This is a genomic window from Flavobacterium sp. PLA-DH12, from assembly GCF_059511845.1.
Map to the genome: position 1 here is coordinate 21,609 of NZ_JCAMPD010000016.1, position 18,168 is coordinate 39,776.

Annotated in this window: 9 protein-coding genes; all 9 read left to right on the forward strand. The window is 35.6% G+C overall.

Translation table 11 applies throughout. The features are described from left to right. The first annotated feature begins 57 nt into the window (after window positions 1-57). The gene (locus AC5ZCW_RS22010) at window positions 58-2,862 is read left to right on the forward strand and encodes a glycoside hydrolase family 78 protein (protein ID WP_496121787.1); all 2,805 of its coding nucleotides are present in this window, start codon (window positions 58-60) and stop codon (window positions 2,860-2,862) included. Between the two features lie 211 nt (window positions 2,863-3,073). Then, window positions 3,074-4,492, forward strand: coding sequence for an acetylxylan esterase (locus AC5ZCW_RS22015; protein ID WP_343543931.1), 1,419 nt, complete (start codon window positions 3,074-3,076; stop codon window positions 4,490-4,492). Window positions 4,493-4,733: 241 nt separating this feature from the next. Continuing rightward, entirely contained in the window at window positions 4,734-7,184 is a 2,451-nt protein-coding gene (locus tag AC5ZCW_RS22020) for a glycoside hydrolase family 95 protein (protein ID WP_496121789.1), read from the forward strand. A 103-nt stretch (window positions 7,185-7,287) separates the two neighbouring features. Continuing rightward, on the forward strand, window positions 7,288-8,856 hold the full coding sequence (locus AC5ZCW_RS22025) for an MGH1-like glycoside hydrolase domain-containing protein (RefSeq protein ID WP_496121790.1): 1,569 nt from the start codon (window positions 7,288-7,290) through the stop codon (window positions 8,854-8,856). Window positions 8,857-8,928: 72 nt separating this feature from the next. Next, window positions 8,929-10,017, forward strand: coding sequence for a HEAT repeat domain-containing protein (locus tag AC5ZCW_RS22030; protein WP_496121792.1), 1,089 nt, complete (start codon window positions 8,929-8,931; stop codon window positions 10,015-10,017). A 186-nt stretch (window positions 10,018-10,203) separates the two neighbouring features. Further along, window positions 10,204-12,954 (forward strand): glycoside hydrolase family 78 protein, encoded by a 2,751-nt coding sequence (locus AC5ZCW_RS22035; protein ID WP_496121793.1) that lies wholly within the window; start codon window positions 10,204-10,206, stop codon window positions 12,952-12,954. Between the two features lie 143 nt (window positions 12,955-13,097). After that, a complete protein-coding gene (locus AC5ZCW_RS22040; protein ID WP_496121795.1) occupies window positions 13,098-14,243 on the forward strand; it encodes a sialidase family protein in 1,146 nt (381 codons plus the stop codon). Between the two features lie 96 nt (window positions 14,244-14,339). Further along, window positions 14,340-15,221 carry a sugar phosphate isomerase/epimerase family protein gene (locus AC5ZCW_RS22045; RefSeq protein WP_496121796.1) on the forward strand — a complete coding sequence of 294 codons (882 nt, stop codon included), beginning with the start codon at window positions 14,340-14,342 and terminating at the stop codon, window positions 15,219-15,221. A 152-nt stretch (window positions 15,222-15,373) separates the two neighbouring features. Then, window positions 15,374-18,103 carry an alpha-d-galacturonidase gene (locus AC5ZCW_RS22050; RefSeq protein ID WP_496121798.1) on the forward strand — a complete coding sequence of 910 codons (2,730 nt, stop codon included), beginning with the start codon at window positions 15,374-15,376 and terminating at the stop codon, window positions 18,101-18,103. Window positions 18,104-18,168 lie beyond the last annotated feature (65 nt).

Genomic DNA, 18,168 nt, shown 5'->3' on the forward strand with positions numbered 1-18,168 from the left:
TCGGAAAAAATTAGAGAAATAAAACGCAAAGAATAATTAGAGAAAATTCGTGAATTCGTGGCGAAAAAAATACCATATAAAGTGAAGTTTTTTAAAGACATATTATTAGTTGTTACTTTTTTAATCACGTTCATTTCAAATGGACAAATTCTACCTGTACGTTTAACAACGGAAATGGCCGAAAATCCATTAGCAGTAGTTCAGAATCAGCCGAAATTGAGCTGGCAATTGGTTTCAAAAGAATCCGATGCCTCACAAGTTGCTTATTTGATTTTAGTAGCTTCTTCGGAAGAAAAACTAAAAATGGATGATGGGGATGTTTGGAACAGTGGAAGAGTTAATACCGATAAAAACCTGCATATCGTTTATAATGGAAAACCATTAAAAAGCGAAACCAAATATTTCTGGAAAGTTAAAGTTTGGAATCAGGCTGGAAAAGTTTCAAAATGGAGCAAAACAACTACTTTTAGAACAGCTTCATTAGAATCAGATTTAAATCCAATTTGGATTGGAGCCATTACCAAAGCCGATAGCCATTTACCAGAAGGAAGAAACTACCACACAGCCACTTTCAATAGAGAAAAAAAGAACTCGTTTATCAATGCATCCGATTCGCTGGCACGCAGAAGTATCATGCTTCGCAAACCTTTCGAAATAGAAAAAGCAGTCAAAGAAGCAGTTGTTTACATTTCAGGTTTAGGACATTACGAATTGACTATCAATGGGAAAAAAGTAGGAAACAGCCAGTTTGCACCTCTGTGGACAGATTATGATAAAACGGTTAACTACAATGTTTATGAATTAAGTGCAAAAGAATTTCAAAAAGGCGATAACGTAATTGGTGTTTTGTTAGGAAACGGAATGTACAATACGCTTGCTGAAAGATATACCAAATTCTTCGTAAGTTTTGGTCCACCGACTTTATTCTTTAAAATGAAAATCAAGTATAGTGACGGTTCAGAAGAAATCATAAAATCAGATAGATCTTGGAAATACAGCAAAAGTCCGATTACCTATAACAGTATTTTTGGAGGAGAAGACTACAATGCCAATTTAGAACAAAAAGGTTGGGACCGTAAAGGTTTCAAAGATAGAGATTGGAAAAAAGTTGTCATTCAGGAAGCACCAAAAGGAGTTCTTAGACCACAGACTGCTCCGCCGGTTACCATTCAGAAACAATACGAAATTAAGACTGTAAAAGAGCTGAAACCTAATTTCTATGTTTTTGATATGGGGCAAAATCTTTCGGGATTTCCAACCATCAAAGTAAAAGGAAAAAGAGGGCAATCGATTCGTGTTTGGGTCGCTGAAGGTTTAAATGAAGAAGGCATGATAGCGCAGGGAAGATCTGGAAAGCCATATTATTACGATTACACTTTAAAAGGAGACGGAATAGAAGAATGGACGCCAAAATTCAGTTTCTACGGTTATCAATATGTTCAAATTGAAAATATTAATTATAAAGAAGATAAAAATGCAGCGTTTCCAACTTTGGTTGATTTAAAATCGAATTTCATTTACAATTCGGCAGGAGAAGCAGGAAGTTTCGTTTGTTCAAATGAGATTTTCAACAAAACACACGAACTGATAAATAACTCGATAAAAAGTAATTTCCAAAGTGTTTTTACCGATTGTCCGCAACGCGAAAAATTAGGTTGGTTAGAAGAAATTCAGCTGAATGGTCCAGGTTTAATGTTCAATTATAATCTTCAGACTTTTCTTCCTGCAACGATGCAGAATATTTCTGATTCACAAAGAGAAAACGGTTTAATTCCGACAATCGTTCCTGAATATGTAATTTTTGGAGGTGATTTTACCGATTCTCCAGAATGGGGCGTTACAGGCGTAATTTTACCTTGGATGTATTATGAATATTATGGTGATGCTTCATTATTAGAAAAATATTTTCCTGTAATGAAAAACTATGTGGATTATCTGGGAACAAAAGCAACAAACCATATCGTTTCACACGGATTAGGTGATTGGTACGATTACGGAACACACCCAGCTGGATATTCTAAAAATAGTCCAATTGCGCTTTCGGCGACTTCTCATTATTATTACGGAGCTTATTTAGTAGCCAAAGCATCAAAATTATTAGGAAAAACGGAAGATTTTGAGAAATACAATGCATTAGCTTCAGAGATTAAAACAGCTTTCAACAAAGAGTTTTTCAACGAAGAAACTAAACAATACGGAACCAATAGTCAGTTTAGTAATGCCGTTCCGGTTTTTATGGATATTGTGGAGCCGCAGTATAAAGAAGCTGTAATGCAGAATTTGCTAGCAGATATCAAAGAAAAAGGCGATCGTTTGACAACGGGAGATGTTGGAAATCGTTATTTATTCCAGACTTTGGCGAGAAACGGAGAAAACGAAACCATGTACAGAATGCACAATCATTATGACGCGCCGGGTTATGGTTTTCAGATTAAATTTGGCTTGACCACTTTAACGGAGCAATGGGATCCTAGAAAAGGAAATTCTTGGAATCATTTTATGTTAGGACAAATTGAAGAGTGGTTTTACCAAAGTTTAGCCGGAATTATGTCCGATCCTGAAAAACCAGGATTCAAACATTTCTTTATTCAGCCGGAAGTGGTTGGTGATATGACTTTCGCGAAAGCGGACTATCAATCGGTTTATGGAAAAATTGCTTCTTCATGGGAAAAGAAAGATGGCAAATTTATTCTGACAGTTCAGATTCCAGTGAATACAACAGCGACAGTAAAATTACCAGTTGCTAAAAATTCAGAAATAAAAATGGATGGTAAAAGGGTTAGAGCAGGTTTTGATGAAAAAGCTCAGAAGCCAGTTTTGGAATTAGGATCTGGAATTTATACAATAGAATGTCAATTGTAATTATGAGTTATGAGTTATGAGTTATGAGTTATGAATTGTAACTAAACTCGAAAAAGTAGAAAAAATCAATTGCCTCCAGCTTTAGCTGGAGGTTTAAAATAAAGCAACTCACAAGGCTTTAGCCAAATAATTAAGTTCGGCTAAAGCCAATTAAAAAAATCAATTTGTTTTCCTCCAGCTGAAGCAGGAGGCAAATCAAAAAAATGTAATAATGAAAAAAATAAAATACATCTTCTTACTTTCCATTTTTGCTTTGACATTTGCCAATGCGCAAAGCACTTCTGATACCAATTTTAGAAAACCTGTATCCGAAACACTTAAAAAGATCGAAACTCTTTTTAATGTCACGATCAACGACGACAGAGGTTTATTAAAAGGAAAAGAATTGGATTATGCCGATTGGAGAATTGAACCTGGAAATTTGCCACTTTCGCTAACGAACATTTTAGCGCCGTTTGAATTGATGTATTTTAAACAACCTGATGGAACCTACATTATACGCAAGTATGAAAACCATAAAGTTTCGGTAGATAAAGGAAAAGAACGTTTGTTTTACTTAGAAAGCCTTTACTCGACCAAAGAAGAATGGGAGAAACGCAAAACGGAGTTAAAAGCTTGTATGATTGAATCATTTGGTTTGGATAAGGCGCCCCCTACACCGAAGTCTAAACCACTTTTAACTCCAAAAAGAATTTACAAAGATTACAGTGTCGAGAATATTGCATTAGAAATTTTGCCTGGTGTTTATGCGACAGGATCAATTTACAAACCGTATCCGTTAAATAAAAAAGCAGCTGTTATTTTAACTCCTGACGGGCATTTTGGCGACGGAAGATATAGAAAAGACGAGCAATATCGTTGCGCTATGATGGCAAAAATGGGAGCAATAGTGGTTGGTTACGATTTGTTTGCTTGGGGAGAATCGTTACTACAATTTCCAGAAGAAACGCATAGAAATAGCATTGCATCTACAGTTCAGGTTTTAACTGGAATTCGTTTCTTGGATTACTTAGCAACGGTTAAGAATGCTGATATGACAAGAGTTGGTGTTACAGGTGGTTCCGGCGGAGGATCTCACACGATGTTTTTAGCAGCAATTGATGATAGAGTTAAAGTTTCAGCTCCAGTTGTAATGGTTTCGTCTCACTTCTCAGGCGGTTGTCCTTGTGAAAGCGGACGAGGAATTCACTTGTGTGGAAACGGAACTAATAACGCTGAGATTTCTGCAATGATGGCTCCAAAACCGCAATTGATTGTTTCTGACGGAAAAGACTGGACATTGGCAGTTCCAGAATTAGAGTTTCCTTTTATCCAAAGAACTTATGAATTGTATGGAAAGAAAGATTTAGTAGAAAACGCTCATTTTGCAAAAGAAGGTCACGATTTCGGAATCTCGAAACGTATGGCTTTGTATCCGTTTATGGCAAAATATTTAAACTTAGATTTGAATAAAGTAAAGAACGACAAAGGTGAAATCGATGAATCTACTTGTGTAATTGAACCAAAAGAGAAGTTGTTGGTTTTTGGAGATAAAGGAGAAAAGCTGCCGAAAAATGCTTTAAAAGACATCAACAAATTATATGAAATGTTCGGAGAAAAAAATCTGAAAGTTTACGAGGTTAAAAAGTGATAGCCACGAATTTCACGAATTTACACGAATTATTTTTTTGCCACAGATTAAAGGATTTCCACTGATTAAAAATCTGCTAAATCTGCGGAAAAAATTACTCTCGCAGATTTAGCAGATTATGGAGATAAAAAAATCCAAATAATCCATTTAATCTGTGGCAAAATAAATTAGAGAAATTGAAATAAAAATTAAAAAGTAATTAGTGCGATTTGTGTAATTCGTGGCGAAAAAAAATTATACTATGGAGTTAAAAATTAAAATAACAGCAATCTTTATCGGAATTTTTTCCTTGACTGCAAAAGCACAAAGTGACTTAAAACTTTGGTACGATAAACCCGCATCCATCTGGAACGAAGCTCTGCCTTTAGGCAACGGACGTTTGGGGGCAATGGTTTTTGGAGATCCAGCAGTGGAACGTTTGCAGTTGAACGAAGAAACCATTTGGGCAGGTTCTCCAAATAGCAATGCTCATAATAAATCGATAAAAGCACTTCCAATTGTTCGTCAGTTAATTTTTGACGGAAAATTTGATGAAGCGCAGGATTTGGCAACGCAGGAAATTATGTCGCAAACGAATGACGGAATGCCATATCAAACTTTTGGGAGCGTTTATATTTCATTTGCTGGACATCAAAAATATACTGATTATTATCGTGATTTAGACATTAGCAATGCTACAGCAAAAGTAAAATACAAAGTAAATGGTGTTGAATTTACAAGAGAAATTCTAACCGCATTTTCAGATCAGGTTATTGTAGTAAAACTTACTGCGAGTCAGCCGGGACAGATTACTTGTAATGTTTTCATGAACAGTCCGATTGATAAAACGGTTGCTTCGACAGAAGAAAACCAGATTATACTTTCGGGAGTTGGAACTAACTTTGAAGGTGTAAAAGGAAAAGTTAAGTTTCAAGGCCGATTAACGGCTAAAAACAAAGGCGGTGAAATCGATGCCAGCAACGGCGTTTTAAGCATCAACAAAGCCGATGAAGTAACTTTATACATATCGATTGCTACGAACTTTAAAAACTATCAGGATATTTCGGGCGATGAAATTGCGAAAAGTAAAGACTATTTAGCGAAAGCGGAAACAAAAGATTTTGAAACTATAAAGAAAGCGCACGTTGATTATTACCAAAAATTCTTCAACAGAGTTGCTTTAAATTTAGGTTCAAATGATTTGATTAAGAAACCAACAAACGAAAGAATCAGGGATTTTTCGAAACAGTTCGATCCCCAATTAGCTAGTTTGTATTTCCAATTCGGACGTTATCTTTTAATTTCAAGTTCACAGCCAGGCGGACAGCCAGCTAATCTACAAGGAATTTGGAATGATATGGTCACTCCGCCTTGGGATAGTAAATACACGACAAACATCAATGCCGAAATGAATTACTGGCCTGCACAAGTAACTAATTTGCAAGAAATGCACGAACCATTTGTACAAATGGCAAAAGAGTTAAGCGTTACAGGTGCAGAGACAGCCAAAATGATGTATAATGCAAATGGTTGGGTTTTACACCATAATACTGATATTTGGCGTGTAACTGCTCCGGTAGATTCAGCTGCTTCGGGAATGTGGCCGACTGGCGGTGCTTGGGTTTGTCAGGATTTATGGGAAAGATATTTATATACTGGTGATAAAAAGTATTTAGCAGAAATTTATCCAATTATGAAAGGTGCTGCGGATTTCTTTTTAGATTTTATGGTTATAGATCCAAACACAAAATATTTAGTAGTTGTCCCATCAAGTTCGCCTGAAAACACACACGCAGGCGGAACAGGAAAAGCAACAATTGCGTCAGGAACTACAATGGATAATCAGTTGGTTTTTGATTTGTTTACGCACGTTATCGAAGCTTCGGCTTTGGTTTCTCCAGATGCTGCTTATGTAAAAAAAGTAAGTGATGCTTTGGCAAAAATGCCACCAATGAAAGTCGGAAAACATAATCAATTGCAAGAATGGCAGGACGATTGGGATAATCCGAAAGACAATCACAGACACGTTTCCCATTTGTATGGATTGTATCCAAGTAATCAGATTTCACCAATTAAAACACCGGAATTGTTTGAAGCCGCAAAACAATCTTTGATTTATAGAACAGATGAATCTACGGGCTGGTCAATGGGTTGGAAAGTGAATTTATGGGCGAGATTATTAGACGGAAATCATGCTTATAAATTGATTCAAGATCAATTGCATTTGGTAACAGCAGATCAAAGAAAAGGCGGAGGAACTTATCCGAATATGTTAGATGCACATCAGCCTTTTCAAATTGACGGAAATTTTGGATGTACAGCCGGTTTCGCCGAAATGTTAATGCAGAGTCAGGAAGATGTGATTCATTTACTGCCTGCTTTACCAACTGTATGGAAAGATGGAAGTATAAAAGGGTTAGTGGCAAGAGGTGGATTTGTAATTGATATGACTTGGAAAAACAATAAAGTTTCGGAGTTGAAAATCTATTCGAAAATTGGAGGAAACTGCCGATTAAAAGTTGAGAATACGTTGAAAGGTTCTTCGCTAAAAAAAGCAAAAGGAAAAAATCCTAATCCGTTGTTTTATGATGTAGAAGTGAAGAAACCGATTATTTCTAATGAAGCAAAATTGCCTAAAGTACAATTGCCAACCTACAATATTTACGATGTGAATATGAAAGCAGGACAGACGTATACTTTTTCGGGGAATTAAAAAATATTTTAAAACCATATAAGTACTATAAGAAAATATAAAGTAAAACTTAATTGAACTTATATTACTTATATGGTTTAACTTTAAAAAGATAGAATTTTAAATGTTGACAAATTTCAAACATAAAATAATAACACTTTCAATAGTAATTGCTTGTATAAACAGCAGTTGCAAATCGACTGTGGATCATTCACAAAAAGGAAAATCGGTTATTTTAAAAGAAAAAAACTTTAAGCATTATGTTGATTATTTCAACACGATGGAAGATGAGAATTTAAAATTCGCAATTCCGAATGACAGTGCGTGGGCGTGGATGGAAAAGAATATTCCGTTGTTTGAATGTCCGCAGCAGAATTTTGAGGAAATCTATTATTTCAGATGGTGGAGCGTTCGTAAGCATATCAAAAATACTCCGCAAGGATTTGCAATTACAGAGTTTTTAGTTGATCGTTCGTATGCCGATAAATACAATATGATCAGTTGTGCTTTGGGACACCATATCAACGAATTTAGATGGGTTCATGATCCGAAATATATTGAGCAGGATGTGAAAATTTGGTACCGAGGAAATGATGGAAAACCAATGAACAAATTGTATAAATTTAGCAGTTGGACAGCCGATGCTTTGTACAATCGTTATTTGGTAAATAAGGATGAAAAATTCTTATTTGATTTGTACCCAGACATGGTTACAGATTATGCAGTTTGGGAAAAAGACCGCCAGCGCAAAGATGGATTATTTTGGCAGCATGATGTGAAAGATGGAATGGAAGAATCTTTAAGTGGAGGACGAAAAGTGCAAAATGCAAGACCAACAATTAATAGTTATATGTACGGGAACGCTGTAGCGATTTCTAAAATGGCTGAATTGAAAGGAGATAAGGAAACAGAAAACAAATTCAAAGCGAAAGCTGACGTTTTGCAGCAATTAGTAGAAACGAAATTGTGGAACAAGAAAAGTGAGTTTTTTGAAACCTTAACAGAAAAAGATACTTTGGCACAAGTTCGAGAAGCCATCGGGTTTATTCCGTGGTATTTTAATCTTCCGGAGCAAAACAAAGGTTTTGAAAAAGCTTGGGAACAGATTAAGGATGAAAAAGGATTTTCGGCTCCATTCGGTTTAACAACAGCAGAAAGAAGAAGTCCGCGTTTTAGAACACACGGAACAGGAACCTGCGAATGGGATGGGGCAATTTGGCCTTTTGCAAGTTCACAGACTTTAACGGCTTTAGCGAATGTATTGAATAATTACAATCAGAATTTTGTAGCCAAACCTGATTATTTCAAACAGATGGAATTGTATGTTCAGTCGCAATATTACAGAGGGAAGCCTTATCTTGGCGAGTATTTGGATGAAACAACGGGTTATTGGTTAATGGGCGACAGAGAAAGAAGTCGTTACTACAATCACTCCACTTTCAATGATTTGGTGATTACAGGATTGGTTGGTTTACGCCCGAGAGCAGATGAAAAGATTGAAGTAAATCCGTTGATTCCACAGGAAAAATGGGATTGGTTTTGTTTGGATAATGTTTTGTATCACGGCAATATTATTACCATTCTTTGGGATAAAACAGGAGAAAAATATAAAAAAGGAAAAGGTTTTAGAATCTTTAAAAACGGAAAAGAAATTGCGGTTTCTGAGAAATTGGAGCGTGTGATTTCAAATTAGTTATAAACCCGACAGGTTTTAAAACCTTTCGGGTTTGATACGCTGATAAGTTGATTTAGTTAACAATAAAATTTGAAGAAAACAGTATTAAACTATTCAATCAAAGGTGGTGTATTTCATATTATATGGAATATGGTATTTGTGGTTTTAGGTATTTACTTTTTATCACTTATAAATGTTGAAAAGATTACACTTAAATTTAGCAATTTAGTATTGCCAATTGTAGCTGTTTTGTTTATCATCGTTTATGGGAAAAAAGCGGTAATGACGCTCTTTAATTTTCATAAAAAAATAATATTCTCACAAGAAGGATTAGAACTTGATGAGATTTTTTATGAATGGAAAGATATTGTATTTCCAAGAGTTATTGCCAGAACAGAACACACAGCAAAGTACAATTTGTCATATAAGGAACTCTACCTTACATTTGTTTATAAGCAGAAAACGATCGAAATAAAAATAGATGATTACGATGTATCTGAGAATGAAATTAAGGAACTTCTGAAAAAATATACTCCAAAGTTTACACCAAGCACTATGAGCGAAAATAAAATAGTTTACCAACCCATACATGATTTTGACCAGATCATCACTTTAGAGCAATATTACGATCTTGAACATGAGGATTCAGAAGAAGCGATTAAAGACATTCAAAAATTGGCGGTAAAAGATCTAGAGCCAGTAAAGCGTTTTTGTGAAAACAATCTTTATACACAGCCCGATAAAGTTAGATTTGTCTACTATGCATTGAGTGAGGATGAAGATCTTGATAAATGGGCAGATTTTCTTTCAGATGAATTCAGAAGGGTTTACCAAATAGGATTAGAGCAAAATAATGTTAAGGAACTTTCTTCTGTTATTAATGAGATTATAGTCGAAACAATAGATTCTTATGGTGCGGAAAGAGTGAGAGAAATATTACTTAAAGGTTTAGATCATAAGAATTTTGAAACTCGTTTAAGCGCTTTGGAATTTCTTCCTGATTGGATTGATGAACAGGTTTTAAAGAGTAATCCAACCATTGTATCGAAGCTGAGACAAAAGCTGAAAGACCCAGAGTGGAAAATACGCTGGGAAACAAGTAAGTTGTTAGAACGGAATAAAATAGTTTTTGAGAGTTTAAGCGCATTGGATAAATTAAGACGATTTATAAATCCTTAACAATCTAGTTGTGAGCTTCGGAGAAGCTAAATATTTATAGCGAAATAAAGATCCAAATGATAAAAAGCTCCAGCGGAGCGATATCTATAGAAAATTATGTCACCCCACTGGGGCTTATCGAACTAACTATTATAAAATCTATAAATATATTGTCCCTCAGGGACTTGACTTTATTTAAACAATACCATGAAAAAGTTTTTTTTACATCTTACCTTAATCATTTCACTTTTCACGATTTCGGCGAAAGCCCAAAATAAAATCATTGTGAGTGATTTAAAATGCGAAATGCTGACCAATCCTGAAGGAATTGACGTTTTACAGCCAAGATTGAGCTGGAAAATAAAAGCAGGCATAAATGATGTAAAACAAACTCATTATCAAATTTTGGCGTCTTCGTCTTTAGAAAAATTAAATGCCGGAAATGCAGATTTATGGGACAGCGGAAAGGTACAAAGCGACGAATCTGTAAATGTAATTTATAACGGAAAAAAGCTAAAAGACAGACAAGATGTTTATTGGAAAGTACTTGTTTTTACCAACAAAGGCGAAGTTCAATCAAAAGAAACAGCACATTTCAGCATCGGAATTTTAACTTATGCTGACTGGAAATCAACACGATGGATTGGGTATGAGAAAACTTCTTCAGGAGATAGTATTTCGCAGTATTCGAGATTATCAGCGAGATATTTAAGAAAGGAAATTGATCTGAAAAAGAAAGTCAAAAGTGCCAAAGTTTATATCATGGGAATGGGCTTGTACGAGCTATACATTAACGGAAATAAAATTGGAGATCAGGTTTTAGCGCCCGTTCCTACGGATTATACGAAGAACGTGAAATACAATGTTTTTGATGTGACTTCGCAATTGCAGGAAGGAAAAAATGCATTAGGAACCATTTTAGGAAACGGACGTTTTTTTACGATGCGTCAAGATTATAAACCTTATAAAATCAAAACTTTTGGTTATCCGAAAATGGCTTTGCAGTTGTTTGTAGAATATGCAGATGGAAGTAAAGATGTGATTAGAACCGATGATACTTGGAAAATTACAACCGATGGACCAATCTTATCTAACAACGAATACGACGGAGAAGAATATGATGCCCGCAAAGAAATGAAAGGCTGGAATACCATTAATTTCAATGATAAAAAATGGCTTTCGGCAGAATATGTTCAAGAACCAGGCGGATTCTACGAGGGACAGATGTCGGCGAATATGAAGGTGAAACGTGAAGTAAAACCGATTTCGATCAAACAGACATCAAAAGGAACTTATATCTTAGATATGGGGCAAAATATGGTGGGCTGGTTGCAATTGAAAGTAAAAGGAAACGCTGGCGACAAAATCACCATGAAATTTGCTGAATCGTTACAGTCAGATGGTTCGTTATATATTGCGAATTTGCGTGATGCCAAAACAACTGATATTTATACTTTAAAAGGTGAAGGAGAAGAAGTTTGGGAACCTCGTTTTATTTTTCACGGATTTCGATTTGTGGAGATTTCAGGTTTCAAAACAAAACCTACTTTAGAAAATTTCGTTGGAAAAGTCGTTTACGATGACATTGCCACAACAGGAACTTTTGATTCTTCAAACCCAATTATGAATCAGATTTTTAAGAATGCTTGGTGGGGAATTAGTGGGAATTATAAAGGAATGCCAATCGATTGTCCGCAGAGAAATGAGCGTCAGCCTTGGCTGGGAGACAGAACAACGGGAGCTTACGGAGAAAGTTTCTTATTTGATAATCAGACTTTATATGCAAAATGGTTAGATGATATTAAAAATTCTCAAACTATTGATGGCGGACTTCCTGATGTTGCACCTGCTTTCTGGCGTTATTATGGCGATAATGTAACTTGGCCAGGAACGTATATTACAGTTGCCGATATGCTATATCAGCAGTTTGGCGATAAGAAAGTTGTTGAAAAACAATATCCGTCTATGAAAAAATGGATGGATTACATGGAAGAAAATTATTTGGTTGATGATATCATGACCAAAGACAAATACGGCGACTGGTGCGTTCCACCAGAATCTTTGGAATTAATTCGTTCCAAAGATCCTTCTCGTTTAACGGATGGCGAATTGATTTCGAGTGCTTTTTATTATCAGCTTTTAAACATCATGAAGAAATTTGCGGTAATCGCAAATGCTGAAAATGATATTAAACATTATGATGAATTAGCTTCAAGAATTAAAAAAGCATTCAACGCTAAATATTTTAATGTAGCCAAAAATAATTATGCCAATAATACCGTAACAGCCAATTTACTGCCTTTGACTTTCGGAATGGTTCCAGAAGAATTGCAGCAAAAAGTTTTCGAAAATCTTGTACACGAAGTGGAAGTGACTAAAAACGGTCATGTAAGCACGGGAGTTATCGGAACACAGTTTTTGATGCGAACATTAACCAATTTTGGTCGTGGCGATTTGGCTTTCAAATTGGCTTCAAACAAAACCTATCCAAGCTGGGGTTATATGGTCGAAAATGGCGCAACAACCATTTGGGAGCTTTGGAACGGAAATACTGCCGATCCAGCAATGAATTCGCAAAATCATGTTATGCTTTTAGGTGACTTGCTGATTTGGTATTACGAAAATATGGCGGGAATCAAAAGCAATCCTGAAACTCCAGGTTTCAAACAAATTATTATGAAACCAGATTTTAATGCTGGATTGAATTATGTAGATGCATCATATGAATCGATTTACGGAACAATTAAAAGCGATTGGAAAAAAGATAAAAAAGCTTTGGTTTGGAATATTACGATTCCTGCAAATGCAACGGCTTTAGTATATCTTCCTGCTATTGATATTTCTGCAATCTCGATTAATAAACAAAAGCTGGATAAGACTTCTTATACTTATTCTGTAGAAAAAAATCAAATAATTGTCACTCTTTCGTCAGGAAATTTCGCTATTAACGTTAAATAATTTACATTTTTAATAATTCGGGACAGTACAGGATACATTGTTAATTTTTTAGTGTTATTTTTACACTTAATAAATATTTTTACCTAAAAAAATGTTAGGTATGTATTTATAGTCAGAAAAAATAATTCATAATTTAATTAAGAATGAAGTTAGCAAAATTAGCATTTGTCTTGTTTGGACTTTTCCTTTTAGGAAGTTGTAAATCTGCTTTAGAGAAAAAGACTTGGAAAGAAGGTATTTTAGTAGATGAATTTATTTATGATAAAGCACCTTATCCGTCTTGCCACGCTGTTACAATTGTTGAAACTACAAATGGTGATTTAGTTGCCTCATGGTTTGGTGGAACTCACGAAAGACACCCAGATGTTTGCATTTATGTGGCCATTAAACCAAAAGGAAGTGATAAATGGGGAGAAGGTGTAAAAGTTGCCGATGGTGTGATGAAAGAAGGGCCGAGATTACCAACTTGGAACCCAGTTTTATATCAAATTCCGGGAGGCGATTTAATGTTATTCTACAAAATAGGACCAAAACCATCTGAATGGTGGGGCGTAATCAGAACTTCATCTGATGGTGGAAAAACGTGGTCTGAAGCTCAAAAAATGCCAGACGGTTTCTTAGGGCCAATCAAAAACAAACCAGTTTTATTAAGCAACGGAACATTATTATGTCCGTCAAGCATTGAAGGCGACGGCTGGAGACTTCGTATGGAATCTACTCCAGATTTCGGAAAAACTTGGGTAATGGGAGATACGCTTCCAAGAGGAAAACAAAAAATAAATGCAATTCAGCCAAGTATTTTGTTTCATAAAGACGGAAGTATTCAGGCTATTGGAAGAACTAGAAACAGAGCGATTTTCAGTACATTCTCAAAAGACAACGGAAAAACTTGGTCAGATGTTGAGCTAATCGGACTTCCAAATAACAACTCAGGAACTGATGCTGTAACTTTAAAAGACGGCAGACATTTGTTAGTTTACAATCACGTTCTTCCTCCAGGAAAAGAAGCAAAAGGACCAAGAACACCTTTGAATGTTTCGGTTTCTAAAGACGGAATTAATTGGAATGCTGCTTTAGTTTTAGAAGATTCAAAAATCAGTCAATATTCTTATCCTTCGATTATTCAAAGTTCAGACGGAATGGTGCATATCGTGTACACTTGGAGAAGAGAAAAACTGAAATATGTAAAAGTTGATCCAAGTAAATTAGTGGCGCTTCCAATTAAAAACGGAATCTGGCCAGGCGACGAAGGAAAAGTAGTTACAGCAGTAAAAGCGGAAGAAGAATAAAGAAAAAGTTCGCCACTAATTCCACGAATTTTCACGAATTTTTTTAATACTAATTCGTGAAAATTCGTGCAATTCGTGGCAAAAAAAAATATAACCATGAAATCTAAAAGAAATTTATTTATTGCAATGCTAGTTGTTATGTCAACGACATTCAACAGCTGCGCAACGGCTCAGTCTTCCAAAAAACAAAAATATAAAGTGGCGGTTTGTGACTGGATGATTCTGAAAAGACAAAAACTAGGTGCTTTTGGTTTAGCAGCTGAAATAAAAGCTGACGGAATCGAACTCGATATGGGAGGTTTAGGAAATAGACCAACTTTCGACAGTAAATTAGGAGATCCACTAGAAAGACAAAAATTCTTAGATAAATCGAAAGAAACTGGAGTTGGAATAAGCTCAATTGCAATGTCGGGATTTTATGCACAGTCTTTTGCGACAAGAGAAATAACGCCAATGATTACGGATTGCATTGAGGCTATGAAGAATATGAAGGTAAAAGTGGCTTATCTCCCGTTAGGAACTCAAACTGACTTGGTTAAAAATCCAGAATTACGTCCTGAAGTGATCAAAAGACTGCAATGGGCAGGAAAAGAGGTAGGGAAAATAGGCGGTGTAATTGCGATTGAAACCTCTTTAGGCGCGACAGAGGAGAAGAAACTTTTAGACGAAGTCGGTTCAAAATACATTAAAAGTTCTTTCAATTTTGCAAATGCTCTAGATAATAAAAGAGATATTTCTTCAGAATTAAAGATTTTAGGAAAGAAATATGTAGCACAAATTCACGCTTCCAACACCGATCAGTTTTGGTTAGAAAATGATAAAGCGATTGACATGCCAAAAATCAAACAAACTTTGGACGAAATGAAATGGAGCGGATGGCTAATTGTAGAGCGTTCTCGCGACGTCACACAAGTGCATAATGTAAAAGCCAATTACGGAGCAAATGTGGCTTATTTGAAGAAGATTTTCCAGAATTAAACAATAAACAGTGATCAATATGTAATCGTTAAACAACACAATTTTTCACTATAAATCTGCCGAATTTGCTAAATCTGCTAGAGATATTTTTCACTCAGATCGGGCAGATTTAGCAGATTATTTTTAGAATGAATACCCAAAAACAGCATACTATGAAATATTTACAATTACTTTTTTTATGTCTTTACGTCTCTTTCGCGACAGCGCAGAATATCACAGTAGTTAGTGATCCGAGTTCGCCAAGAGCAAAATTTGGAGCAGAGAAATTATCAGAAACACTTTCAGCAAAAGGATTCAGTGTAACTTCTTCTGATAAATTCAAAAAATCAAAAGATAAAGTAATTGTAGTTGGAGAAAAAGGAACCGATTTCTGGAAGAAAAACGCTAAAAGCGCTAAAATCGACGATAGCAAATTAACTAAGAAAGAAGGTTTCCAGATTCGTACTCAAAATAATGTAATTTATATTGAAGGAACAGATGCAAGCGGAGCTTTGTATGGTGCTTTAGAATTAACAGATAAAATTAAAGCTTCAGGAAAACTTCCTTCAGAAATCAATATTGACGACAGTCCAGAAATGGTTTTGAGAGGCGCTTGCATCGGAATGCAGAAGCCTGTTTATCTTCCAGGGCGTGATGTTTACGAATATCCATATACACCAGAAACTTTTCCTTGGTTTTATGATAAAGCTTTATGGGTGAAATACTTAGATATGCTGGTAGAAAACCGCATGAACTCTTTGTATTTATGGAACGGTCACCCTTTTGCATCTTTAGTAAAATTAAAAGATTATCCGTTTGCAGTTGAAGTCAGCGATGAAGATTTCAAAAAGAATGAGGAAATCTATAAATTCTTAACGGTTGAAGCCAATAAACGTGGAATCTGGGTAATTCAGATGTTTTATAATATTATTGTTTCTAAGCCTTTTGCAGAGCATTACAACATTAAAACTCAAGATCGTTCAAGACCTATTACGCCTTTATTGTCTGATTATACTAGAAAATCTATCGCAGCATTCATTGAAAAATATCCAAATGTTGGATTAATGGTTTGTTTGGGAGAAGCAATCAATACAGTTGATGATGATGTAGAATGGTTTACCAAAACTATTATTCCAGGTGTTCGTGATGGTTTACAGGCATTAGGAAAAACAGAAGAACCGCCAATTATCCTTCGTTCTCATGATACAGACGGGCCTTTGGTAATGGAAAAATCGCTTCCGCTATACAAAAACTTTTATACAGAAAGTAAATACACAGGAGAATCTTTAACGACTTACACGCCGGGCGGACCATGGGGAGAAACGCACAAACAGTTGAGTGCTTTGAAATCAATTCATATCGAAAATGTTCATATATTGGCTAATTTAGAACCTTTTAGATATGGTTCGCCAGATTTTATTCAGAAAACTGTAAAAGCGATGCATAGTGTTCATGGCGCAAATGCACTGCATTTATATCCGCAGGCATCTTATTGGGATTGGCCTTACTCGGCAGATAAAACAAAATCAGGAGAACGTTTATTAGAAATGGATCGTGACTGGATTTGGTACAAAGCTTGGGCAAGATATGCTTGGGACAGCAAAAGGGATCGAAACGAAGAAGTTAAATTTTGGGATAATGATTTAGCTGCGAAATACGGAACTAGTCAGGAAGCAGCAAATAACATTTTAAAAGCTTACGAAGAAACAGGAGAAATTGCCCCAAAAACATTAAGACGTTTCGGAATTACAGAAGGAAACCGTCAGACTTTATTATTGGGAATGTTCGAAAGTCAGTTGGTGAATCCGTCCAAATGGAGAGTATATCCGGGATTCCATGAGTCATGCGGACCAGCGGGCGAATTGCTTTTAGAATATGCTAAAAAAGAATGGAACAAAGAACCACATTCTGGTGAACTTCCAACACAGATTATTGCTGAAATTACAGAACACGGAAGATTGGCTGTTGAAGCAATAGATAAAGCAGAAGCAAGTGTAACCAAAGATAAAGAAGAATTTGAACGTCTTAAAAATGATATTCATGCTTATAAGGCTTTCGCCGATTTCTTTTCAGAAAAAGTAAAAGCAGCTTTATTGGTTTTAAGATATAGTTATTCGAATGATATTACCGATTTAGATAAAGCTTTGCCTCATTTAGAAAAGAGCATTGAGTATTATGAGTTATTGGTAAAACTGACAAAAGATACGTATTACTATGCCAACAGTATGCAGACTGCTCAACGCCGAATCCCGATTGGAGGAGACGACGGAAACAACAAAACTTGGGCAGAATTGTTACCGCATTATGAGCGTGAATTGGCTAATTTTAAAAGAAACCTAGAGAAGTTAAAATCTTCAAAAGATGGTAAAATAGAAACAAAAGAAGGTAAACCATGGAAAACCGCTGATGTAACTTTTATAGATGAAAAACCAGGAACTTATCTAGTTAAAGTAGGCACAAAAGTGTACGGAACAGATATTTCTGAATTGACTAAAATTGCTCCAGAACTTCAAAACCTAAGAGGATTCTCATTTGTAGAAAACGATCAAAACGAAAAAGGAACACATTTGAAGTTTAGAAATACAAAAGCGGTTAAATTAGTGGTGGGTTATTTCAATTCAGATCAGAAGAGATTTTTATTGCCGCCAAGTTTAGAGACAGATGCAGCAGGAAATGCGCACGGTCAAGCCGAAGTGATTTTGGCAAGTGCAATGAATTTAAAAGATTTACCTCGTGTAAATATTCATACGTATAGTTTCCAGCCGGGCGAGAATAAATTAGATTTAGGTAAAGGAAAAGTATTGATTTTAGGTTTCATCGATGCAGATCAAACCATAACGCCACGTGATGTTGGATATATTGATGCAGGAGAAAAAGCAGCTATTGACTGGTTGTTTTATTAAGAATAATTTGGGCGTGTCCCTTCGGGTCGGGCTTTCGGCTATATCTTTTATTCCGCTCCGCTTCA

Coding starts and splice junctions, on each gene's coding strand:
- AC5ZCW_RS22040 (WP_496121795.1), top strand. CDS start 13,098: ATGAAGTTAGCAAAATTAGCATTTGTCTTGTTTGGACTTTTCCTTTTA.
- AC5ZCW_RS22035 (WP_496121793.1), top strand. CDS start 10,204: ATGAAAAAGTTTTTTTTACATCTTACCTTAATCATTTCACTTTTCACG.
- AC5ZCW_RS22025 (WP_496121790.1), top strand. CDS start 7,288: ATGTTGACAAATTTCAAACATAAAATAATAACACTTTCAATAGTAATT.
- AC5ZCW_RS22020 (WP_496121789.1), top strand. CDS start 4,734: ATGGAGTTAAAAATTAAAATAACAGCAATCTTTATCGGAATTTTTTCC.
- AC5ZCW_RS22015 (WP_343543931.1), top strand. CDS start 3,074: ATGAAAAAAATAAAATACATCTTCTTACTTTCCATTTTTGCTTTGACA.
- AC5ZCW_RS22050 (WP_496121798.1), top strand. CDS start 15,374: ATGAAATATTTACAATTACTTTTTTTATGTCTTTACGTCTCTTTCGCG.
- AC5ZCW_RS22045 (WP_496121796.1), top strand. CDS start 14,340: ATGAAATCTAAAAGAAATTTATTTATTGCAATGCTAGTTGTTATGTCA.